Origin of the sequence: Vibrio astriarenae (assembly GCF_010587385.1) — a bacterium.
Lineage (GTDB): Bacteria > Pseudomonadota > Gammaproteobacteria > Enterobacterales > Vibrionaceae > Vibrio > Vibrio astriarenae.
Map to the genome: position 1 here is coordinate 272,110 of NZ_CP047475.1, position 23,071 is coordinate 295,180.

At 48.3% G+C, this 23,071-nt stretch carries 17 protein-coding genes; 6 read left to right on the plus strand and 11 right to left on the minus strand.

Features of this window, described 5'->3' with window-relative positions:
• The first annotated feature begins 1 nt into the window (after position 1).
• Positions 2-889: a DNA-binding transcriptional regulator OxyR gene (gene oxyR, locus GT360_RS01335; RefSeq protein WP_164647164.1), complete on the plus strand. Its 888-nt coding sequence runs from the start codon at positions 2-4 to the stop codon at positions 887-889.
• A 59-nt stretch (positions 890-948) separates the two neighbouring features.
• On the opposite strand, the gene acs is transcribed toward oxyR, so the two are convergent.
• From acs to GT360_RS01350, 3 genes are all read right to left on the minus strand, one after another.
• Positions 949-2,898, minus strand: coding sequence for an acetate--CoA ligase (gene acs, locus GT360_RS01340; protein ID WP_164647165.1), 1,950 nt, complete (start codon positions 2,896-2,898; stop codon positions 949-951).
• A gap of 195 nt (positions 2,899-3,093) precedes the next feature.
• The gene (locus tag GT360_RS01345; protein WP_164647166.1) at positions 3,094-3,729 is read right to left on the minus strand and encodes a 3'-5' exonuclease; all 636 of its coding nucleotides are present in this window, start codon (positions 3,727-3,729) and stop codon (positions 3,094-3,096) included.
• A gap of 4 nt (positions 3,730-3,733) precedes the next feature.
• The gene (locus GT360_RS01350) at positions 3,734-5,560 is read right to left on the minus strand and encodes a DUF294 nucleotidyltransferase-like domain-containing protein (RefSeq protein WP_164647167.1); all 1,827 of its coding nucleotides are present in this window, start codon (positions 5,558-5,560) and stop codon (positions 3,734-3,736) included.
• A 183-nt stretch (positions 5,561-5,743) separates the two neighbouring features.
• Here GT360_RS01350 and GT360_RS01355 point away from each other — a divergent pair, with 183 nt between their 5' ends.
• Positions 5,744-6,937 carry a 3-phenylpropionate MFS transporter gene (locus GT360_RS01355; RefSeq protein ID WP_164649538.1) on the plus strand — a complete coding sequence of 398 codons (1,194 nt, stop codon included), beginning with the start codon at positions 5,744-5,746 and terminating at the stop codon, positions 6,935-6,937.
• Positions 6,938-7,050: 113 nt separating this feature from the next.
• Positions 7,051-10,491 carry a PAS domain-containing hybrid sensor histidine kinase/response regulator gene (locus GT360_RS01360; RefSeq protein ID WP_164647168.1) on the plus strand — a complete coding sequence of 1,147 codons (3,441 nt, stop codon included), beginning with the start codon at positions 7,051-7,053 and terminating at the stop codon, positions 10,489-10,491.
• Position 10,492: 1 nt separating this feature from the next.
• Here GT360_RS01360 and GT360_RS01365 read toward each other — a convergent pair whose 3' ends face one another.
• The 3 genes from GT360_RS01365 to GT360_RS01375 all read right to left on the minus strand — a co-directional run bounded on the left by GT360_RS01365 (position 10,493) and on the right by GT360_RS01375 (position 13,089).
• A complete protein-coding gene (locus GT360_RS01365) occupies positions 10,493-10,984 on the minus strand; it encodes a hypothetical protein (RefSeq protein ID WP_164647169.1) in 492 nt (163 codons plus the stop codon).
• Positions 10,985-11,085: 101 nt separating this feature from the next.
• Entirely contained in the window at positions 11,086-12,813 is a 1,728-nt protein-coding gene (locus GT360_RS01370) for a sodium:solute symporter family protein (protein ID WP_164647170.1), read from the minus strand.
• Between the two features lie 12 nt (positions 12,814-12,825).
• Positions 12,826-13,089: a DUF4212 domain-containing protein gene (locus tag GT360_RS01375; protein WP_164647171.1), complete on the minus strand. Its 264-nt coding sequence runs from the start codon at positions 13,087-13,089 to the stop codon at positions 12,826-12,828.
• Between the two features lie 330 nt (positions 13,090-13,419).
• Between GT360_RS01375 and GT360_RS01380 the strand changes: the two genes are divergently transcribed.
• On the plus strand, positions 13,420-15,159 hold the full coding sequence (locus GT360_RS01380; RefSeq protein ID WP_204274539.1) for a potassium/proton antiporter: 1,740 nt from the start codon (positions 13,420-13,422) through the stop codon (positions 15,157-15,159).
• An 83-nt stretch (positions 15,160-15,242) separates the two neighbouring features.
• On the opposite strand, the gene GT360_RS01385 is transcribed toward GT360_RS01380, so the two are convergent.
• The 4 genes from GT360_RS01385 to aspA all read right to left on the minus strand — a co-directional run bounded on the left by GT360_RS01385 (position 15,243) and on the right by aspA (position 20,880).
• Positions 15,243-15,872, minus strand: coding sequence for a response regulator transcription factor (locus tag GT360_RS01385; protein WP_164647173.1), 630 nt, complete (start codon positions 15,870-15,872; stop codon positions 15,243-15,245).
• Positions 15,873-16,026: 154 nt separating this feature from the next.
• Positions 16,027-17,832, minus strand: a complete 1,806-nt coding sequence (locus GT360_RS01390) for a protein-disulfide reductase DsbD (protein WP_164647174.1) — start codon at positions 17,830-17,832, stop codon at positions 16,027-16,029.
• A gap of 125 nt (positions 17,833-17,957) precedes the next feature.
• Complete coding sequence (locus GT360_RS01395; protein ID WP_164647175.1) at positions 17,958-19,277, minus strand: anaerobic C4-dicarboxylate transporter family protein; 1,320 nt, start codon at positions 19,275-19,277, stop codon at positions 17,958-17,960.
• Positions 19,278-19,428: 151 nt separating this feature from the next.
• The gene (aspA, locus tag GT360_RS01400) at positions 19,429-20,880 is read right to left on the minus strand and encodes an aspartate ammonia-lyase (RefSeq protein WP_164647176.1); all 1,452 of its coding nucleotides are present in this window, start codon (positions 20,878-20,880) and stop codon (positions 19,429-19,431) included.
• A 364-nt stretch (positions 20,881-21,244) separates the two neighbouring features.
• Between aspA and GT360_RS01405 the strand changes: the two genes are divergently transcribed.
• Complete coding sequence (locus GT360_RS01405; RefSeq protein WP_164647177.1) at positions 21,245-21,778, plus strand: FxsA family protein; 534 nt, start codon at positions 21,245-21,247, stop codon at positions 21,776-21,778.
• Positions 21,779-21,854: 76 nt separating this feature from the next.
• Here the strand turns inward: GT360_RS01405 and GT360_RS01410 are convergent, their stop codons facing one another.
• Positions 21,855-22,313, minus strand: a complete 459-nt coding sequence (locus GT360_RS01410) for a tRNA (cytidine(34)-2'-O)-methyltransferase (protein WP_164647178.1) — start codon at positions 22,311-22,313, stop codon at positions 21,855-21,857.
• A 162-nt stretch (positions 22,314-22,475) separates the two neighbouring features.
• Between GT360_RS01410 and GT360_RS01415 the strand changes: the two genes are divergently transcribed.
• The gene (locus GT360_RS01415; RefSeq protein ID WP_164647179.1) at positions 22,476-22,940 is read left to right on the plus strand and encodes a tRNA (cytidine(34)-2'-O)-methyltransferase; all 465 of its coding nucleotides are present in this window, start codon (positions 22,476-22,478) and stop codon (positions 22,938-22,940) included.
• The last annotated feature ends 131 nt before the right edge of the window (positions 22,941-23,071 follow it).

Below are 23,071 nucleotides of genomic sequence, written 5' to 3' on the forward strand. Positions count from 1 at the left end.
AATGAATATTCGCGATTTTGAGTATTTGGTCTCTCTTGCTGAACATAAGCACTTTCGCAAAGCGGCTGAGGCATGCTTTGTCAGTCAGCCAACCCTAAGTGGTCAAATTCGTAAGTTAGAAGACGAACTTGGTACCGCGCTATTGGAGCGTAACAGTCGCAAGGTCTTGTTTACTGATGCCGGCTTGCAGCTCGTAGAGCAGGCCAAGCGAATTTTGTCTGAAATCAAGCTGTTCCGTGAAATGGCAAGTGGTCAAAATGGTGAGATGATTGGGCCAATGCACATCGGCTTTATCCCTACTGTAGGCCCCTATGTCCTACCAAAAATCATTCCGTCGCTGAAAGAGCAATTTCCTGAGCTTGAGCTCTTCCTGCATGAGGCTCAAACCCATCAATTGGTGAGTCAACTACAAGATGGCAAACTGGATTGTTTGGTGCTGGCAGCAGTGGCTGAAACCGAGCAATTCAAAGAAATTGTGCTTTATGATGAACCGATGACGCTAGCGGTACCTTGTGATCACGAGTGGTCACAGCAAGACAGCATCGAGATGGAACATTTGAATGGCAAGACGGTCTTGATGTTAGGTGACGGCCACTGTCTACGGGATCAGGCGCTAGGTTTCTGTTTTGCCGCAGGGGCAAAGGATGACGACCGCTTTAAAGCAACCAGCCTTGAAACATTGCGCAACATGGTGGCGGCGGGCGCGGGTATTACACTGCTACCGGAGCTTTCAGTGCCAAAAGAGAAAGAGAAAGATGGTGTGTGCTACGTTAAAGCGACGGATCCACAGCCATCACGTCGAATTGTGCTTGCGTATCGTCCAGGTTCTCCGTTGCGAGGTCGATTTGAGCAACTTGCGAAATCCATTCAGGAAACCCTGAATAAATAACCGCCACAGGTGTGGCGGTTAAGGTTAAACAATCTCACTGACGCGCATGATGATGTCAGTTATGCCAGCTCGGCTTTTTCTGCAATGAGCTTATCGACCACGCTTGGATCCGCTAGCGTTGAAGTATCGCCCAGGTTACCGGTATCGCCTGTGGCGATCTTGCGCAAGATGCGGCGCATGATTTTGCCCGAGCGAGTTTTCGGCAGTGCATCTGTCCAATGCAATACATCCGGAGTTGCGATTGGCCCTATCTCTTTGCGTACCCAGTCTTTCACCTCTTTGTGTAACTCGGCACTTGGATACTCGCCATCGTTAAGGGTGATGTAGGCATAGATGGCTTGGCCTTTAATGTCGTGTGGGATACCGACGATGGCAGCTTCTGCAATCTTTTCATGCGCAACCAATGCCGATTCAATTTCAGCGGTACCCATGCGGTGACCAGAGACGTTGAGAACATCATCAACACGACCTGTTATCCAGTAGTAGCCATCCTCATCACGGCGAGCGCCATCACCAGTAAAGTACATGCCTTTGAATGTCGAGAAGTAGGTTTGCTCGAAGCGCTCATGATCGCCATAAACGGTACGCATTTGACCAGGCCAAGAGTCGAGGATCACCAAGTTGCCCTCGGTAGCCCCCTCTACGATGTTCCCCATGTTATCGACTAGTGCTGGTTGTACGCCAAAGAATGGTCGAGTGGCTGACCCCGGTTTTAATTCGGTTGCACCAGGCAGTGGCGTAATCAAGATGCCACCCGTCTCTGTTTGCCACCAAGTATCGACGATGGGTGATTTCTCATTACCAATTGTTTTGTAGTACCACTCCCAAGCTTCAGGGTTAATCGGTTCACCGACTGAGCCCATGATACGTAAACTGTCACGAGAGGTGCCTTCAACGGCTTCATTACCTTTGGCCATCAAAGCGCGTATCGCGGTTGGTGCGGTGTAGAGAATATTCACCTGATGCTTATCCACGACCTCACTCATACGGCTGGTGGTTGGGTAGTTTGGCACCCCTTCAAATAGGATGGTTTTCGCACCGTTAGCAAGTGGGCCATAAATGAGATAGCTGTGACCAGTAATCCAGCCGACATCGGCAGTACACCAGAAGGTCTCTCCAGGTTGGTAATCGAAGACATACTTGAAGGTCATGGTCGCGTAAACCAAATAACCTCCCGTGGTATGCATAACCCCTTTGGGCTTACCGGTAGAGCCGGAAGTGTAGAGAATGAACAAGGGGTCTTCGGCTTTCATCTCTTCAGCAGGACAATTATCTGAGACATTCGCTACCGCTTCATGCCACCAAACATCGCGATGCTCATGCCAGTCGATTGCACCGCCAGTTCGCTTAAAGACGACAACTTTGCTAATGGTTTTGACTTCAGGGTTAGTCAACGCCTCATCGACGTTCTTCTTGAGAGGAACGGCACGTCCACCACGCACCCCTTCGTCAGCGGTGATCACCGCTTTTGCGTCCGAGTCGATAATGCGTCCCGCGAGAGCCTCAGGAGAAAATCCACCAAAAACAACGGTGTGAACGGCACCAATACGGGTACAAGCCAGCATCGCGATGGCGGCCTCTGGCACCATTGGCATGTATAGGCAAACGACATCACCCTTGCGTACGCCTTGCTCTTTGAGTGCATTTGAGAAACGGCAGACTTCGCGATGAAGCTCTTTAAAGGTCAGGGTTTTATCATCATTTGGATCGTCGCCCTCCCAGATGATGGCTACGTCATCTCCACGCTGTGCAAGATGGCGATCAATACAGTTGGCTGAAACATTGAGTGTGCCGTCTTCAAACCAGCGGATGTCGACATGGCCGGTATCAAACGAGGTACTTTTAACTTGGGTAAAGGGTTTGATCCAGTCGACGATCTTACCGTGTTCACTCCAGAATCCTTCAGGGTCTGAGATTGATTGTTGATACATCGATAGGTAGGTCTCATTATCCGCATGGGTTGTCGCTTTGATATTTTGTTTTACCGGATAAATATGGGCTTCACTCATTGTTTCTCTCCTTGCACCTAAGGTTCACAGCGTTGCTGTGTCTGGTTTCCATTTGCAGTCTTGGTTCGATAGCTTGTTATAACTGTCAGTCAGGAAAGGAAATTCGACAATTAGACTTTAGGATGAGAGGGCGAGCAACGTGCCAAAGACTAACGCTATAAATACTCGTGCTTTAAACGCTAATTGTTTTAAACGCTAGTGATAAGTAAATGACAGTCGAGGAAGGTCCCCATAGGTGAGGCGCACAAAAACCAGTGCAGCTGCAATCGCATCTTGTAGAGCATCATGCTTATTCTGAATAGGGATATCTAGGTGTCGACAGATGGCATCCAGACTGAGGTCGAAATAGGCATTGGGTAAGTGACGCTCAAGCTTGTCGTGATAGATCTGGCTGACTTCAATAACCTTGTTGGGTAGAGGAAAGCCGAGGTGCCTGCGACAGGCGAGATCTAAAATCGTTTTGTCGTAGCGGATGTGATACCCAACGATAGGACGGTTACCAATGAACGCCAGCAATGCTCTGAGTGCTTGAAGCTCTGTGACGCCGTCTAACAGATCATTGTGACGGATGTGATGAATTTTTACCGAGCCTTCGTCGAGAGATTGTGGAGCTCGCAGTCTCATCTCGAAAGGCTGACTCGTAATAATCCGGTTGTCGATGATTTTTGTCGCCGCAATGGTGACCAGCTCAGCACGTTGTGGATCCAAACTGGTGGTCTCGCAATCAAGAGAGACATACTCTCCTGTGGTCGGTGTAGAAAACAGCTCTTGATAGGGGGAGCCCTTGAGCTTGTGATACCAATACTGACGCTGAAACCATGGTAAAAGCATGACTTTAATCCCTTATTAGATAGTGATGCCCGAGGTACTGTTTAAATTTTTTGACCACGTGCAGACTGTGGCGCAGAAGGTCACGCTCGGTTCTATCTATCTCGCTAAGGTTGATTTTATTATGGGCGTGCTGATGAGTGATTTGTTGGCTCAATCTCAGTTTAATAAAGAGTTTGAAAGCTTCACTCAGGTTGTCTGCGGTTTCCGGCTCCAGTGTATTGCGTGCTTTTAATGCCTCAATTCGTGCAAAGGTGTTTTTTTCCGAGATTCCGTACTCCAAAGCGAGTGCGCGTATGCCATGAACGATGGGAAAAATGCCTCCACGCTTGATGTCTACCCCTTCCTTATCCGCTTTGACGTTACCAAATAGGGTCAATGGCAGCGAGAACTGGAGGGCGGGGCGGACAAAGGTTTGCAGCAATAACATTTTATTGAGCAGGCTCTGTTGCAGGTGTTGTTCGATAGGTTCGAGTAGATCTTTGTTTCCAGCAACGGCGTGTGCATCCGCGACGATCGCTAAATCCATCACTCGCTCTGGGGTCGCACGCTGCGTCCAGTCACTGATAGTGGATTTCCATTGGGACTGTGACTTAACCCATTGAGGGTTATTGACCATCACATTTCCGGTGCACAGTGGGTAGCCAAGCTGCTGCAGGGTATGCGTTAGGTTGTCCATGATGCTGGCACACTGCGGCCACTCCAAATCATCACTGAGGATCAGGGCGTTGTCTTGGTCCGTTTTTAGTATCTGCTCGCCGCGTCCCTCCGATCCTAAGACGATCAGGCAACAGTGTTTGTGAAGCGCCGGGGGAACAACAAGCTCAAAGGCTTTTTCGATAATCTGTTCATTCACGGCTGAGATGAGCTCCATAATGAAGCGTGTACGGATGCCGTTAGTGATAAGGCTGTCTACCAGTTGTCTCTGCCTGTTAGAAGCAATCGCGAGTTCTTCTATGCAACTTGCACGAGCAATACTCAAACTAAGAACATGAGAGTGAGTAGAGAAGGCACTGAGTATTTGCGTCATATCCAACATGCCAACGGCCTCTTGACCATCACACACCATTAATCGTTTCATGCGGTGGCGTGTCATGGTGATCATGGCGTTAAACAGAAAGTCTCCAACATCAACATGAAAGACAGGAAAGGTCGCGATCTCACCGACGGGGGTCGTTAAAGCGTGCCCCTCTAGCATCACGGCGTGCAGCATGTTAGTTCGAGTGACAATGGCATATGGATGAGCGTGAGGATGTGCTGCTAGTCTTGGGTCATCTTTGTTTAAACCAACGAGAGCGGAATCTAAAGCACTGTTTTTTAATTCTAAAGTGACCTCATTAAGTGGCTGATCAGGCTTTAGGATCATTGGTGGGTGAAAGATAGCATTGTCAACTTTAGTGAGAATAAACTCGGCCAGATTTTGCTGCTGTTGAGCGGCCTCGATGAGTGCCTGACGAGTGGAAAGGTTGTTGTCGAAGTAGGCCGCGAACTGTCCATTGCTGTTGTACAGCTCAAGGAATACCTCTTTAGGCAGCTGATAACACAGAGTGTCTTCCAGTGCGACGTATTGATGTCTTGACTGTCCCTCAATCAGCGCCCGTACATCGAAAAGATCATCATGGGCATAATGGGCAAAGACCTCTTTACCATCCGCACTGCGCTCTTCAACCGCACCTTTAATGAGAATATGAAGATACTGACCTGGCTGACCCACTTTAATCAGGTTGTCACGCGCACGAAAATAGGCCACATCAAGGGAGCTACGCAGTTGGTTCTGCTGCTTTTCATTCAAGCGATTGAATGGTGGCGACTGCATATTGAACTTGTCTGGCATAGAGCCCTCCGGTTTGAGCACTGACCTACTGTGAGCGTACTACTTAAGTGTGACAATTTTTCGCCACCTCTCCAGACGACTTTGGTCTAATAGGGAAATAGAATTATTGTTTTATTCCCTTTTTATATTGCGCACTGAGCCGCATAATGTGTGCGCTTAATCATGTAGCAGTAGGAACCCATGATGTTAAACCCTTCCCCTTATGGCTGGATCTCCCAGTATTTTCTCGGCTTCTTTTTCGCCTATGGTGTGTATTTGCCATTCTGGGCGCTCTGGTTTGAAGACCAAGGCGTATCGGCTACTGATATTGGTATGTTGGTCGGTTTGGGGCTGGCTACTCGCTGTGTTGCGAACCTAGTGATCACACCACGGGTGCATAAAGTAGAGCACCTGTTACCTGTACTACGCTGGTTAAGCCTATTCGCACTGCTCTTTATTGGCTTCCACTTTCTTGCTGGAGGCAGTTTTTGGTTGATGGCCCTGGCTACGATCCTATTTAACCTGATGTGTGGCCCTGTCATTCCATTGTCTGATGCGATGGCGAACTACTACTCGCGCTTAAAGCTATTAGATTATGGACGCACACGTTTGTGGGGCTCAGTCGCTTTTATTGCTGGTTCAACAGTGGTGGGTTATCTGGTCTCGCTGTACGGCACTGATATGATTATCTATACCGCTTTAGCGGGTGTATTTGTTGCGCTACTGCTATCTATGCGCAACCCTAATCCAATGCCAGTGACTATCGAAGAAGAAGACGCGACTCGCCCTAAAATCTCAGCACTATTGAGAGAGTGGCCAGTCGTGAAGTTCTTGGTGCTGATTGCACTGATTCAAGGAAGTCATGCCGCTTACTACAGCTTTAGTGCTATTCACTGGAAAGAGGCAGGGCATTCAGAGGACATTATTGGTTACCTTTGGAGCTTGGGTGTAGTGGCTGAAGTCGCCATTTTTGCCTTTAGTAAACGTCTATTTGCAGGTTGGTCTTTACGCACACTATTTGTAGTCGCAGCTTGCGGTGTCATGCTTCGCTGGGGGCTTACTGCGTCAACCACAGCAGTGCCTGTGCTGCTTGTGGTGCAGATGCTCCATGGTGTGACCTTTGCCATGGCCCATATTGCTGCGATTCAATATATTCAGAACTCACCAACGAATAAGATGGTGGCACTGCAAGCGCTGTATAATGCGATCCCTCTGGGTGCATTTATCGCCCTAATGACTGCATTGAGTGGCTGGGGTTATGAGCATTGGGGAAGTAATATTTTCTGGGTCATGGCCTCAATGGGACTGCTCGCACTGTTTATTCATGTCGAACCCAAGCGCAAGAAACAGCAAGAAATTGAGACGAAAGCGGAGCACAATGCACAGAACGAGTGCTGAGTAATTGCGTTTAAAAATTAACCCTTGTTAAAGTAAAAGCCTTCTCTGTCGGTTTGCGAAACGACACTACGAGAAGGCTTTTTCGTTTAGAAGGGCTTAATAAAGGAAAGCGAATGCAAGGATGGATCGTGATTCCGGTCTCTTTGACCTACTTGGGCATTTTGTTCTTAATTGCTTGGTATGGAGACCGACAAACCCACAAAGTGGCGCGCTGGCGACCATGGATATACAGCCTCTCAATAGCGGTTTACTGCACCTCTTGGTCATTTTACGGCACGGTCGGTCAAGCCAGCAGTAACCCCTGGTCGTTCCTTCCTATCTATCTTGCTCCTATATTGGTGTTCGTTTTTGGTTGGCGGATGTTAGCTCGATTGATTCTAGTCGCCAAGCGAGAGCACATCACGTCGATAGCGGATTTTATCGCTGCTCGCTATGGCAAATCTCAAGGAATTGCCGTTGCTGTCACCTTAATATCGGTGGCGGGTATCTTGCCTTATATCGCACTGCAACTGCGTGGTATCACCATGGGGTTGGATGTTGTTGCCCCTCAATTGACCGAGCAACTGGGCTATGGAGAAGGTCATGTCTCTTGGTTTGTTGTTGGTATGCTGGCGATATTCACCATGCTGTTCGGCACACGACATATTGATAATACCGAGCACCATCGCGGTATGATGCTGGCAATCGCATTCGAATCTATCGTTAAATTGTTCGCTTTCTTGGTGGTGGGATTATTCATTGTGTATCTCGCGATGAGTAGTAGTGACATTGAGTTAGTTTCTACGGCCATTCACACCTATCAAGCCCCAAATGTACCAACGTTAATCATTCACACCGGTCTCACCATGATGGCAATTCTGTGTTTGCCGCGCCAGTTTCACACCACAGTGGTGGAGAATGAACGAGCTCAAGACTTGCACACCGCGCGTTGGCTGTTTCCCCTTTATTTGATCGCTATGGGGTTGTTTGTACTGCCGATTGCTTGGGTTGGACAGAGCTTACTCCCTGCAAGCCCACCGGATAGTTATGTCATCAGTGTACCGATGGCAGCAGGTGCCGATTTTATCGCTTTACTCGCTTTTCTGGGGGGAACTTCCGCTGCGAGTGGGATGGTGATTGTTTCTACCATTGCGCTGGCGATCATGGTCTCGAATGACTTGGTGATGCCGCTGATCCTGCGTCGTATGCGATTAACCCAGAGAACGTTCCGCCACTTTTCTGGGTTGCTTCTTATTATTCGTCGCGCTCTTATCTTGATCTTGTTGCTCGGCGCTTGGGGCTTTTATCAAGCCTTAGATAGCATTCAATCTCTTTCAGCGATTGGCTTTCTCTCCTTTGCAGCGATAACCCAATTTGCCCCTGCTCTAATTGGCGGTATGTACTGGCGAGAAGGCAACAAGAAAGGGGTGTACACCGGCCTAGCTGTCGGCTTCGGTTTATGGCTGGTCACACTGATGAGCCAGACAGGGCTTCTTGCAGGCAGCGCTGAAACGAACCTGTTGTTATGGGTGATTACGCCACCGGACTATTTTGCACAAATAGGCATTCAGGTTTCGGACTGGGGAATGTTAATGAGCCTAGTCGCAAACACCACCTGCTATATCGTTATCTCTCTAGTGACACGTTCTTCTTTGAGTGAGCGACTTCAATCGGCGGCATTTGTGGGTACGCCTCTACCTGAAAATGAAAACATGAGTCTGTATCAAAGCCGAGTCACCGTGGCTGAGTTGGAGATGGTGGCTTCACGTTTCGTTGGACGCAGGCGTGTTAAAAAGGGCTTTGAGACTTTTTATGAGCACAACCGAGAGCGATTGCTTCCCAACCAGCAAGCACCTTCTAGCCTGATTCGCCATACCGAAAGGTTGTTGGCGGGAGTGTTTGGTGCGTCTTCCGCTAAGTTGGTTCTGACCTCTGCGCTGCAAGGACGCAATATGCAGTTAGAGGAGGTTGCCACCATCGTGGATGAGGCTTCTGAGCTGTATGACTTCAGTCGAGGGTTGCTACAAGGAGCGATTGAGCACATTGGGCAGGGAATTGCGGTGGTTGATAAGCAGTTGCGACTGGTGGCGTGGAATCAGCGTTATTTAGAGTTATTTGTCTTTCCTACGGGCTTAATTCAGGTGGGTAGACCGATTGCTGATGTGATTCGCCACAATGCGCAGCAAGGGCTGTGTGGCCCTGGCGATCCTGAAGATCATGTCAGGCGGCGGATTTTTCACTTAGAGCAAGGTACACGACATACCTCATCGCGTATTCGTCCTGATGGTCGTGTGATTGAGGTGCAAGGTAATCCAATGCCCGGAGGTGGCTTTGTCATGAGCTTCACTGACATCACGGTGTTCCGTGAGGCTGAGCAGGCGTTAAAAGATGCCAATGAGAGGCTGGAAGAGCGAGTCCAAGAGCGCACACACGAGCTTGAACTGCTCAATAAGCAGTTGGTTACCGCAACACAGCGCTCTGATATGGAGTCAAAATCGAAGAGTCGATTTCTCGCTGCAGTGAGCCATGACTTGATGCAGCCCCTAAATGCTGCGCGCCTGTTTGCGTCTTCATTAACTGAGGTGGCCAATGATAGTGAAACGCAGCGACTCTCCGGGCATATAGAGAGCGCGCTTGGTGCGGCAGAAGAGCTCATTGGTGACTTGTTAGATATATCGCGTCTAGAGTCAGGCAAGTTGGATGTGCATGTACGCAGTTTTGCCATCGCTGATGTACTAAATAATCTTAATGCAGAGTTTAGTGCTTTGAGCAAAGAGCAGCAGATCGATTTTGTGATGATACCGAGCTCATTGTGGGCGAAATCCGACCCTAAGTTATTGCGCCGCGTAATTCAAAACTTTTTGACCAATGCGTTTCGCTACAACCCCAAAGGTAAGGTGGTTCTGGGAGTAAGGCGTGTGGCTCACACTCTACGCATCGAGGTTTGGGATAATGGGCAGGGGATTGATGAAGATAAGCAACAAGAGATCTTTGAAGAGTTTAATCGTGGTAATCAAGTGCGCTCTGATCAAGGTCTTGGTTTGGGACTTGCTATATCGAAAGGCATCGCCCATGTGTTAGGGCATCAAATTTCCATGCGTTCCTGGCCGGAAAGGGGCAGTGTGTTTTCAATTACGCTCAACCAAGCCGTTCCCAAACTTGAGATCCCCAAGGTTCAGGTTGCTCAATCTCCATCGGATATGAGTCACTTAAAGGTGCTTTGTGTCGACAATGAACCGGATATTCTGGTTGGTATGGACAACTTACTGAGTCGTTGGGGCTGTGATGTCAAACTCGCCAGCGATCTTGTAGAAAGTTTGCAAGGTATAGATGATCATTGGCAGCCCGACGTTATTCTTTCTGACTATCGCTTAGATCATGGACGAACTGGCCTAGAAGTATTACAGCAGTGCCGATTGCGTCTCGGCGACAGCTTCAAAGGAGTGATCATCAGTGCCGACCGCACTGATGAGATGATGCAGACTATCAAGGCAAGTGGCTTTGGGTTTATTGCAAAACCAGTGAAACCACTCAAGTTACGCGCGGTGTTAAATACAGCAAAACCAAGAGAGTAAGTTACTCATCTTCTTGATCAAGCAATGTTTCATAAACAACAAACACGGTTTGTGTATCGCCATAGTAGACGCTGTCATTGGCTTGAACAGCGACACGTAACCAGCTCTCTTGTGATTGGGGAGCTGGCAGTTCAACCTGCCACTGTTGGGCACTGGAGTCAGTAGCGGTCATTGCTATCGGTGAGCCCTGGTCTTGCTCGTGATCCACCAACGAGACCTTAATGCCTTGGAGAGGAATGACTGCCTTTAGGCTAAGCGCAAGTTGCTCAGTGGTCAGAGCATCAGAGCGAAACTGGATCTTAAAGTCTCCATTTTCCATATCACACAGTCCACTGGTGTAGCGGCAGTTAGACTTACTCACCAGCTTATAGGTTTCGCCTTTTTTTGCTGCTTGAGGCTTTTCACTGAGGGCAATATCAATCCCAAAGTAGGCGATGATGGCCAAAATTGGCGCTACGATTAGGGCGACGATGAAGTGTTTATTCTTGAACATGCTGGCTTCCTTGCTGCAACACTATGATATTTAGTACGTTAGCGAAATGACGGGATAAGAAAAGCCCCCGAAGGGGCTTTTGTGCACTAGATGCGCGATTATTAGTGACCCGTCGCTTCGCCAGCACCTGCAGGTACGCGAACGTGCTCAACCAAGTCTTTGACTTCTTGCGGTGTTTCTGCTGTGACTTTCGATACCGCGAAGGCCACGATGAAGTTGAATAGCGCGCCAATCGCACCGAAGGCATTTGGCTCAATTCCTAAGAACCAGTTGCTACCCCAGCTCTCTAAGTAAGTCCAATCAGAGATGAAAAGAATCCCTTTGTGTTGGAACACGTAGAACAGCGTCACGCTAATACCCGCGATCATGCCTGCAATCGCCCCCTCTTTGTTGATGCTCTTACTGAAGATACCCATCATCAACGCAGGGAATATTGATGAAGCGGCCAGCCCAAAGGCGAGGGCCACGGTACCAGCGGCAAAGCCTGGCGGGTTGAGGCCAAGATAACCTGCTACCCCGATTGCGACAGCCATGGATATTCGACTCGCAAGTAGCTCTTTCTTCTCCGAGATATTGGGGTTGATGACCCCTTTTATTAAGTCATGTGATATCGCGGAAGATATCGCTAACAGTAGACCCGCTGCCGTTGACAGGGCGGCAGCCAAACCTCCAGCGGCGACTAACGCAATGACCCAGTTTGGCAGTTTTGCAATCTCTGGATTAGCAAGCACCATGATGTCGCGGTCAACTTTAAGCTCGTTAGTTGCTGCATCAGAGGTGTATTGGATTTGTCCGTCACCGTTCTTATCATCAAAGCCAAGAAGGCCCGTAGTTTCCCAGTTTTTGAACCAATCTGGACGTTCGTCATAGACAAGGTGCTGACCCGGTGCTGGGTTAACCGTATCCATTAGGTTTAGACGAGCCATTGCTGCTACTGCTGGTGCCGTGGTGTACAAGATAGCGATGAATACTAATGCCCAGCCTGCTGAAGTACGTGCATCACGCACTTTTGGTACGGTAAAGAAGCGGATGATGACATGAGGTAGACCTGCAGTACCAATCATGAGTGACATGGTGTACACAAACATGTTGAGCGTATCGCCCCGCACGGCAGTGGTGTATTCGGTGAATCCGAGCTCCGTCACCACTTGGTCGAGCCTATCAAGGAGGTAGACATCGGTCCCAGCCATCGTGCTGCCAAGTCCAATTTGTGGCAGAGGGTGGCCAGTCAGTTGCAGCGAGATAAATATTGCGGGGATAGTGTAAGCAAGAATGAGGACACAATATTGCGCAATCTGCGTGTAGGTGATGCCTTTCATCCCACCCATAACGGCATAGATAAAGACAATACACATACCGATGGCAAGACCCGTTGCGTAATCAACCTCCAAGAAGCGACCAAATGCCACACCAACGCCTTTCATTTGACCGATAACATAGGTAACGGAGGCGATGATAAGACACACTACCGCCACAATGCGAGCTGCGTTTGAGTAGAAGCGTTCGCCAACAAACTCTGGCACGGTGAACTTACCAAACTTACGTAGGTAAGGGGCTAAAAGTAGAGCAAGAAGAACGTAGCCCCCGGTCCACCCCATAAGGAATACCGAGCCGCCGTACCCCATAAAGGCGATTAAGCCAGCCATTGAGATAAATGAAGCTGCTGACATCCAGTCTGCAGCGGTTGCCATACCATTGGCAATGGGATTTACCCCGCCGCCCGCTACGTAAAACTCTTTAGTGGACCCCGCACGAGCCCAAATAGCGATGCCAATATAGAGGAGGAAGGTTGCACCTACGACGATATAGGTAATTGTTTTCAAGTCCATTTGATCTGCTCCTTACTCGTCTACGTTAAATTCGCGGTCGAGCTGACGCATCTTCCACGCATAATAGAAAATAATGACAAGGAAGGTGTAGATAGAACCTTGCTGTGCGAACCAGAAGCCAAGCTTATAGCCTCCGATCTGGAATTGGTTAAGGGCATCAACAAATAAAATGCCGCACCCAAACGAAACGACGAACCAGACCACCATTAGACTGATCATCAACTTAACGTTCTTATCCCAGTAGGCCTTGGCGCGTTCCTGACTTTCAAATGCCATTGCCGTCTCCTTACGATGTGTTGTTAAAAAAATGTTTCAAGAACTAACATAGCAAGGTAATTTCCGGTTCTCTGTTCAACTTTAGTCGGCAAAAAATAGGGTTTTTTATTGAATTACCGCCATTTTTCGTACTAAATAGGTCATCATAAGCGGTCGTTAGAGTGTTAAATTAGCCAAAAGTCTAATGCGATTAACGCTAGGTTTTGACAGTGTTTTCAGGCAAACGACAAGAAATGTTAAGGGATGTGTCATCCTCTGATATAGCAAAGAGTTATTAAAAGCATTTTGTTATAATTTTGGCGTGATTGATGTAACGAGCAGGAGGTTTTTTTGGACGCTAATATGATCGATAGCCTTTTTTTAACCGGGGCGATTCTCATTGTTCTCAGCGTGTTGCTGAGTCGCGCATCTTCAAAGCTAGGGATCCCCATCCTGCTTATTTTCTTAATTGTCGGAATGCTTGCAGGGGAAGATGGCCCTGGGCAGATCGCGTTTAGTGATCACTCATTAACCTATCTTGTGAGCAACCTTGCACTGGCGATTATCTTGCTAGATGGTGGAATGCGCACCAAGGTTTCGAGCTTTAGAGTCGCATTTTGGCCCTCACTGTCCTTGGCGACAATTGGTGTTGCACTGACATCAACCCTCACGGGTTTAATGGCAGCATGGCTGTTTGATCTTACATTGCTGCAGGGAATATTGGTTGGAGCGATTGTAGGCTCCACCGACGCAGCGGCGGTTTTTTCCATGCTTAAAGGGCAAAGCTTGAATGAACGTGTAGGGTCAACGCTTGAAATTGAATCAGGTACCAATGATCCTATGGCGGTATTTTTAACCGTTACCTTGATAGCGATGCTCGCGAACCCTGAAGCGGATATGGGCATATCATTCCTTCTCACCAGCTTTGTGATGCAGTTTGGTGTGGGCGCTTTGATCGGTCTTGGTGGCGGTTGGCTATTGTGGTCTCTTATCAATCGAGTCGAGCTGCATGAGGGCTTATATTCAGTGCTGGTGATTGGTGGTGGCGTTGCCCTGTTTGCTCTTTCGAACAAGCTTGGCGGCAGCGGTATTTTGTCAATCTATCTCATAGGTCTGCTCATCGGTAATCGTCCAACCAGCTTCCGTCATTCCATTTTAAATGTACTTGATGGCATGACATGGATGAGTCAAATTGCCATGTTCTTGGTGTTAGGTCTGCTGGTGACGCCATCAACGCTTCTTGAGATTATGCTGCCGGCGTTAGTGTTAGCCTTTGGCATGATTTTATTTGCAAGGCCACTTGCGGTGTATATCGGTTTACTACCGTTTAAGAGCTTTACGAGCAAAGAGCGTAAGTTTATCTCGTGGGTTGGTTTGCGCGGCGCAGTACCGATCATCTTGGCTGTATTCCCAATGATGGCAGGTCTTGAGAATGCTCAGCTTTACTTCAATATTGCCTTCTTTGTCGTGATGGTTTCTCTGCTAGTGCAAGGAGGCAGTTTGATGAAAGCCGCTCGTATGGCCGAGGTGACTCTGCCTCCGAAGCCGACACCGATCTCTCGCACTGGCATTGAGATTTTTCGTGCGAGTGAGTGGGAGATGTTTGTTTACCGAATCAAGCCAGAAAAATGGTGTGTCGGCGAACCTCTCAAGCGTTTAGCGATGCCTGATGGAACGCGCATTACGGCGGTGTTTCGCGATGAAAAGCTACTGCACCCATCGGGCAGTACGGTACTTGAAGCGAACGATACTCTGTGTGTGTTGGGGCAAGATAAAGATCTCGATGCATTAAGTGCACTATTTACTGAAGCGCCAGAGGAGGAGTCCGCCCCGCGTTTCTTCGGTGATTTCTTCCTCGACGTCGATTGCCTAGTCAGGGATGTGACTGGCTACTACGGTATCGAGGTCTCAGAGCTTGAAGGGCAATTGACACTCAAAGAGTTAGTAGAGAGTGAACTCAGTGCTTATCCGGTGCTTGGTGACAGCTTTGACTGGCAAGGGTTACATTGGGTAGTGGCGGAAGTGCACGACGACCATCAAGTGGCCAAACTCGGCTTAGGCTTGCCGGAATCAGAACCAGAGCCCGTTTAGAGCAGTTAGATAAATAAGCTTTAAAATAGCGCAGGTGACATAGTGAACCTGCGCTTTTTATGTTTTGGGGATAGCGAGAGAGGTTAGCTTTGCATCTCTTGCAGTAATATGACGGCTTGAGTTCGATTTTTTACGTTGAGCTTGCGAAATATCGCAGTCATATGGGCTTTAATTGTCGCTTCAGAAACGTTGAGTTCATAGGCTATCTGCTTGTTCAGCAAGCCATCTGATAGCATTCCGAGCACTTTATATTGCTGTGGTGTTAGGGTGGCAATGCGCTCTGCAAGATCATTGCATGCTGCGTCATCAGAGATGAGCTCTTGCGGAAAGTAGGGTTCACCCTCAAGTACTTGGTTGAGGGCCGCGACAAGTGTCTTCATATCACTCGACTTAGGTATAAACCCATAAGCGCCATGACTTTTCACTTGGGTAACGACTGCAGGCTCTTCGCTAGCAGAGACAACCACAATCGGCAGCTCTGGATATTCTGCTCGAAGCTGAATGAGACCGGACATGCCATTCGCTCCGGGCATTTTCAGATCGAGTAGCAGTAAATCGGGCTCAGGCTCTTTTTCTAGCAGTGCAAGTAGGGCGCTGAGTGAGTCTGCTTCAAGCAGAGTCGTACCACCAATCGCCATATGAATAGATTGGAAAAGGGCATTGCGAAACAGGGGGTGATCATCGGCTATGATGATGGTGTACGTCGAATCCATGACACTCCACTTAGCTTACCAATTGAAACTACTTAGATTATTGACGTGAAATGCGCAGCGGACAATCCTTGTCCACTGAAAGTCAGAGCTCTATCGAATTTTATTGTTCAGGAATCTGTCCAGGAAACTGTCCAGGAATCTGTTCAGGTAACGGTTATGGAGTCTGTCCCGTTTGAGAAACACGTTGCAAATGACTCAGGAAAGGCTCTGCTGCCATAAAACCAGTGACTCTTGCATTGGAGACTCTTTCCCCGTTGCTATTCCAAAAATCAATCGTTGGTAAGCCTAACACTTGCAGGTGTTGCAGCAAGGCAATGTCTTGAGCTCGATTGCGAGTGACATCTGCTTGAAGCAGGATATATTGGCCAAGCTCTTGTTCAACATTGGCTTCATGGAAGGTGTACTTTTCAAACTCTTTACATGCCACACACCAGTCGGCATAGAAGTCGAGCATAACCGGTTGGTTATTTTGTTTCGCTAATATCAGTTGATGCTGTAAGTCCTCTACGGTCTCAATTTGGATAAACTCTACCTGCGCTTGTGATGTGACAGAACCGCCAAACCAATGGTTGAGCGCCGGTTGCAGCGAAGCGACAAGTCCTAACACTGCGACGATACCTACGAGACTTTGTTTCCAACTGCCAAAGGCGAGCTTGTTTTTGATGTGGTAGAGCCAGCCAAATGCAGCGATACCCAGTGTGGTCCACAGAATTGAGGCCCAAAGGCTGGGTAAAATGCGTTCAAGTAAGAACAGTGGCGCCGCCAATAGCACGAAGCCGAACATCACCTTGACGGTATCCATCCATTCGCCCGCTTTTGGCAGAAGCTTGTTACCGAACACAGCCACTAAGATGAGAGGAATCCCCATCCCCAAAGCCAAGGCATAAAGTGCGGTGGCACCGGTGAGTAAGTCACCACTTTGAGCAACATAGAGCAGCGCACCAGACAGAGGCGCCGTGGTGCAAGGCGAGCACACTAAACCTGAGATAGCCCCCATAGCAAACACACCAAAGCCACTGCCACCTTGCTGTTTGTTGCTTAGGTTATTAAGCCAGGTTTGTACACTGGCGGGCAGTTGCAAGGTGTATACCCCAAACATGGATAGTGATAACACCACAAACAAAGCACTAAGGGTAATGAGTACAGCCGGGTGCTGCATCGCCGCTTGAAACTGCAGGCCTGCAGAGGCAACGACGAGGCCAAGAAGTGTGTAAGTCAGCGCCATGCCTTGCACATAGATAAAAGACAGCCCAAGTGCTTTCTTCGCTGAGATTTTCCCTTGACCCAAGACAATGCTCGTTAAGATTGGGTACATGGGTAGGACACACGGTGTAAAGGCAAGACCCACGCCGAGGATCAAAAATAGCAGCGGTGTCCACCAGTTATCTCCTAGCGTATTCGCGAGGTTTTCAGTTTGGTTGCTCGACGTTGAGAGATCGGTCAGGTTCGTTTGTGGTACTTGAGTCTCACTTGTCGCAGCGGCTCCTGCCTGCTGTGTACCATTAGTAAACGAGCCTATATCAATCACTCTCGTCTCAGGTGGATAGCAAAAGCCAGATTTCGCACAGCCTTGATATTGGACAATCAACTGAGCCCCTGGCTGGTAGTCAGCTAGGTTTAGCTCGAGATACAGTGGGGTGGTATAGATATTAACATCACCAAAAAATTCATCGTGGTAGGGCTCGCCCGCAGTGAGTTGGTAAGGTTCAAGCGTCACGTTATCTGCCGTGATGTTCATGCGCTCTTGATAGAGGTAGTAATCTTCTTTTACTTGCCAGTCAATGAAGACGCGATGTCCTTGTTGTAGCGCATTGAACGGAAAAGCCTCATCAACAGGCACAAAGCGGTTTTCACTCTGACCAAAGCTCAGTTCTGACGAGCTATTGTCTGAGAAAAACGCCCATGCAGGCATGCTCAAAAAGCTGATAAGTAGAACAAAAAGAGAGAATACGACGCGCATGATGTCCGGCTGCTAAGTTGATATATATGTATATTAACTCATCAGACCGTATGTAGAAGGAATTAGTTTCAAAGGGCACAAAAGAAAACACCCGCTCGGCGGAGCGGGTGTGAAAACGAGAATGCTTAGACGATAACGCTCGCCAGCAGTAGGCCGTAGAGGATACTAAAGAACATACTTAGTAGGCCCGGAGCCATGAAGCTGTGGTTAAAGATGTATTTACCAATCTTCGTCGTGCCCGTGGTATCAAAGTCGATAGACGCGATGATTGGGCCGTAGTTTGGAATGAAGAAGTAACCGTTAACCGCAACGAAGGTTGCAATGATAATTTCTGGTGGCAGACCGATCGTGATCGCTACAGGTACAAGAACTGCGGTGGTGGCACCTTGGCTGTTTACCATGACAGAGAGTACAAATAGAGCAAAGGCGAATGTCCAAGGGGCAAATTCCACCAAGCCAGAAACGGTCTCTTTAACCAGATCACCATGTCCAGCAACGAGCGTGTTGCCCAACCAAGCGATACCAAAGATCGCCACGATAGCGCGCATACCCGCGTGGAATACAGAGCCTTGAGTGATCTCCATGCCGTCTGGTTTACAGATCAGAACGATCAGAGCGGCCACTGAAAGCATGACGATTTCAATCGTGTGTGCCATACCCATTGGTGAACCATCAAAGGCAGGGCGCAGGCCCGGGAATGCCCCCATCAACACCACAATGAGAGAGCCGAACAGGAACAGACCAACCGATTTCTTCGCTGTTGGCGAGACTTCAATCTCTGCTGGGTCTTGAGTATCTGAGCCTTCCATCTCTGCACGGTAGTGAGGGTCTTGCAGACGACGCTGGTATTCAGGATCATCTTTGAGCTCTTTACCTAGCTTGTTGACGATGGCACAAGCGGTTGCTAGGCCAAAGAACGTTGCAGGAATGGTTACGGCTAGCACCGTGCCCAGGGTGATACCTTGTGGCTCAAGAAACGCCACCAACGCAACAACGGCCGCTGCAATCGGGCTGGCTACGATACCAAACTGAGAAGCGATAACCGCCATGCCCAGAGGGCGCTCAGGACGAACACCACTGCGACGACTCACTTCAGCGATAACGGGAAGTACTGAGTAAGCAACGTGACCGGTACCCGCCATGATAGTAAAGCAGTAAGTCACCATTGGAGCGATGAACGTGATGTGTTTTGGGTTCTTACGCAAGATCTTTGAAGCAATCTTGATCATGTAGTTTAGACCGCCAGACGCTTGCATTGCTGCAGCAGCAGCCACGACAGCCATGATCATCAGCATCACGTCAATCGGTGGGCTTGACGGCTCAAGACCAAACCCGAAGGTGAGCACCGCAAGGCCGACACCACCCATGACACCAAGACCGATACCACCAATGCGAGCACCGATTAAGATACATATCAGTACCACGGCAAACTCTATAAAGAACATGTTTAACTCCTGTGTTGTGTTATTTCGTTGTTGTAGGTTGAGCTAAGTGGCTTCTTTTTCTTATTGATATCCTGCTGCACTGGCGCTAAACGGCTAGGCTAGAGCAGCAGAGGGTATAAAACAGGCTTCACTCGGAAGCCTGTTTTATAAATTACTCGTAACGCTTTGCCTTATAGGTTGGCTGCATGAAGTTTTCAACAGACAAAATGTCATCCAACTCTTCTGCCGTCAGTAGTCCACGCTCTAGTACCACTTCACGCACACTCTTACCTGTCTCAGCACAGATCTTGCCGACAATATCGCCTTCATGATGGCCGATGTATGGGTTTAGGTAAGTCACGATGCCGATAGAGTTGTAGACGTAGTTTTCGCAGACTTCTTTGTTGACTGTGATTCCGCTGACGCACTTGTCACGCAGGTTAATGCAGGCATTAGTCAGAATAGACAGAGATTCGAACATGCTCTGAGCAATCACAGGCTCCATTACGTTTAGTTGTAGCTGACCACCTTCAGCAGCAATAGAGATGGTGTTGTCATTACCCATCACCTTGAAGCACACCTGGTTGACTACCTCCGGAACGACTGGGTTCACTTTGGCTGGCATAATGGATGAGCCTGCTTGCAACTCTGGTAGATTAAGCTCATTCAAGCCTGCGCGAGGGCCTGAGGAGAGTAGGCGCAGATCGTTACAAATCTTAGAAAGTTTAACGGCAAGACGCTTAAGCGCACCGTGGGTCATGACATAAGCACCACAGTCAGAGGTCGCTTCAATCAAGTCCTCTGCTGCGACAACCTCATAGCCCGTCACGTTAGCAAGGTGTTTTACCGCCAACTCTTGATAGCCTTGAGCCGCGTTTAGACCTGTACCAATCGCTGTCGCACCTAGGTTAACTTCGAGAAGCAGCTTTGAGGTGTAATCAAGGTTTTTGATCTCTTCATTGAGGGTTACAGACCATGCACGGAACTCTTGCCCTACCGTCATCGGCACCGCATCTTGTAGCTGAGTACGACCCATTTTCAGAATGCTCTTGAACTCTTTGCTTTTCGCATCGAAGGCACCTTTTAGGTATTCAATCGCTTCAATCACCTGGCGTACGCTGTTGAATACTGCAATTCGGAAACCAGTAGGGTATGCACAGTTCGTCGATTGACTCTTATTCACATGGTCGTTCGGGTTGATGAGGTCATAACGCCCCTTCTCTTCACCCATCAGCTCTAGTGCAACGTTGGCAATCACTTCGTTGGTGTTCATGTTTACCGAAGTGCCCGCACCGCCTTGGAATACATCCGATGGGAACTGATCCATACATTTGCCGGTCTCAATAATCACATCACAAGCTTGAATAATGTAATTGGCAACGTCTTTAGGGATTACGCCAAGTTCTTTATTGGCAAGGGTTGCGGCTTTTTTGGTCATGACCATGCCTTTGACGAATTCAGGTACGTCAGAAATGGTCACATTGGATATATTGAAGTTTTCAATCGCGCGTAGCGTGTGAATGCCATAGTAAGCATCCGCAGGGACATGACGTTGCCCCAGTAGATCTTCTTCGACACGGGTGGCTGGTTGAGCTTGGTTATTGCAAGTGTTTGTCTTGACCATGTCCGGGATCCTCAGATAATTGTTCTAACAAATATAATTATTGTTAGCCAACTCTGCTTTTTATGAATCCGTTCAACAGAATAAGTGGCTGGAAATCAGTCCTCGATTTCCACCCGCCAATGATACTGAAACAAATGGTTAAAAATAGTAATTTTGATCACTATTTTGCCGCTTATTTTGTTTCGGGCTGTTAATTTGCTGCTTGGCGCGAAAAACTCGACTTCCAAAGTGGTTTTTCTCGCATAATAGGGATGACAGTCTTGATTAATTTGCCCAGCGCCCAGAGTTATTAGGGAGCGAATGAAAACAATAGCCCGTAGGGATACAAATTGTCTTACACTTACAGGGTTACCTAGGAGGAAGTGTGTTTCCGATTTTATTGATAGCGTTTATTTTTGTACCCATCATCGAGATTGCTCTTTTTGTGCAGGTCGGTGGGGTGATAGGCATGTGGCCTACCATAGCCTTGGTACTGCTGACTGCAGTCGTCGGGGCGTCGTTAGTGCGTTCGCAAGGCATTCAGACGTTAATGTCCGTTCAATCTCGCTTGCAGCAAGGAGAAATGCCCGCTCAGCAGATCTTAGAGGGTGTGATGCTAGCAGTGTGTGGTGTGTTGCTACTGACACCGGGCTTCATGACCGACGCCATGGGTATGATTGTGCTGTTGCCAGCGCCTCGTGCCGCTTTGGCTAAATATCTAATGACCAAAGTCGTCGTAAACCAAGCCGGCGGTTTTCAATCGGGTAGCTTTGGTGGTGGTTTTCAGCAAGGGCCGTTTGATGGCCATGACCCATTTTCTCAAGGTAACCCTTTTGAGCGTGACCAAGATCAGCAGGGTAATACCTTTGAAGGTGAGTACGAAAAGAAAGACGATGAAAACAATAACCGTCTTAACTAACACTGAGGTTTAGAACGAAAAATGGCGTGCCCAACGGGTACGCCATTTTTTTTGCCAGCGGTTCAGTGTGCCGTGCTTACACCGCTCCTTTAAAGCCCATTTGTCGCCATGCTTCAAAAGCGATGATGGCAACGGCGTTGGAGAGGTTTAAGCTACGGGCATCGGGCATCATTGGGATACGGATGCGCTGTTCCATTGGCAGGCTTTCAATCACATTGGCGGGTAAACCGCGACTCTCTGGACCAAATAACAGCACATCTCCTGCTTGGTAGTTGGCATCGATATGATGACCCGTGGTTTTGGTGGTACAGGCAAAGATACGGTATTGGCTATCGCGCTGCTCTAGATATTCGATAAACGCCGCGAGGCTTTTATGACGCGTTACACGGGCAAGATCATGGTAGTCCAAACCCGCTCTGCGTACCTTTTTCTCTTCCAGATCAAAACCCAGAGGCTCGATGAGGTGAAGGTTGGCGCCGCAGTTAGCGGAAAGTCTAATAATGTCAGCAATTATAGCGACTAAAAAAGACTTCATATTTTTAGGTTCGAATGGACTATTGCTTACTTTTCAGTGTGTCGAGCCTAAATGCTACTGCGGCTTTACCTAAAAAAAGCGACCTAACAAAATTCCGTGTATAATTTTCCAAACCTGAGTGTGTTTCAACGCTCTTCTTCCAACAGAATTGGTTTGTGTCAGATGTTTCATATAGCTTTGTTTACCCCAAAGATTGCTGCAAATGCCGGCAATATTATTAGATTAGCTAGTAATAATGGATGCCACTTGCATCTAATAGAACCTCTTGGTTTCGATCTAGAAGAAAAAAAACTTCGCCGTGCTGCTTTGGACTATCGAGATCTAGCGAGAGTAACTGTTCATCAAAATTACGATGCATTTCTGGCAGCGATGGGATCTCGCAGGATTTTCGCTTTAACTACAAAGGGGTCTCGTCCTCATAATGAACCGCAATACCAAGAAGGTGATGTGCTGCTGTTTGGTGCAGAAACATCAGGTCTACCAGATGATGTGCGGAACGCTATCCCTGAAAAGCAGCGTATAAGAATTCCTATGTTGCCAGAGGCGAGAAGTATGAACCTCTCAAACTCTGTCGCAGTTGTAACATATGAAGCATGGCGACAGTTGGGGTTTCAGGGGGGGGAATAAAATTCGATCCTAATATGCAACTGACGTTAATGTCAGGTTGACTGAGTATTGACAGTATATACTCGATTGTGGAGTGCATTATTAGATATTGCAGACCTATTTGTTGTCAAAGTCCATACTAGCGAGTTGAA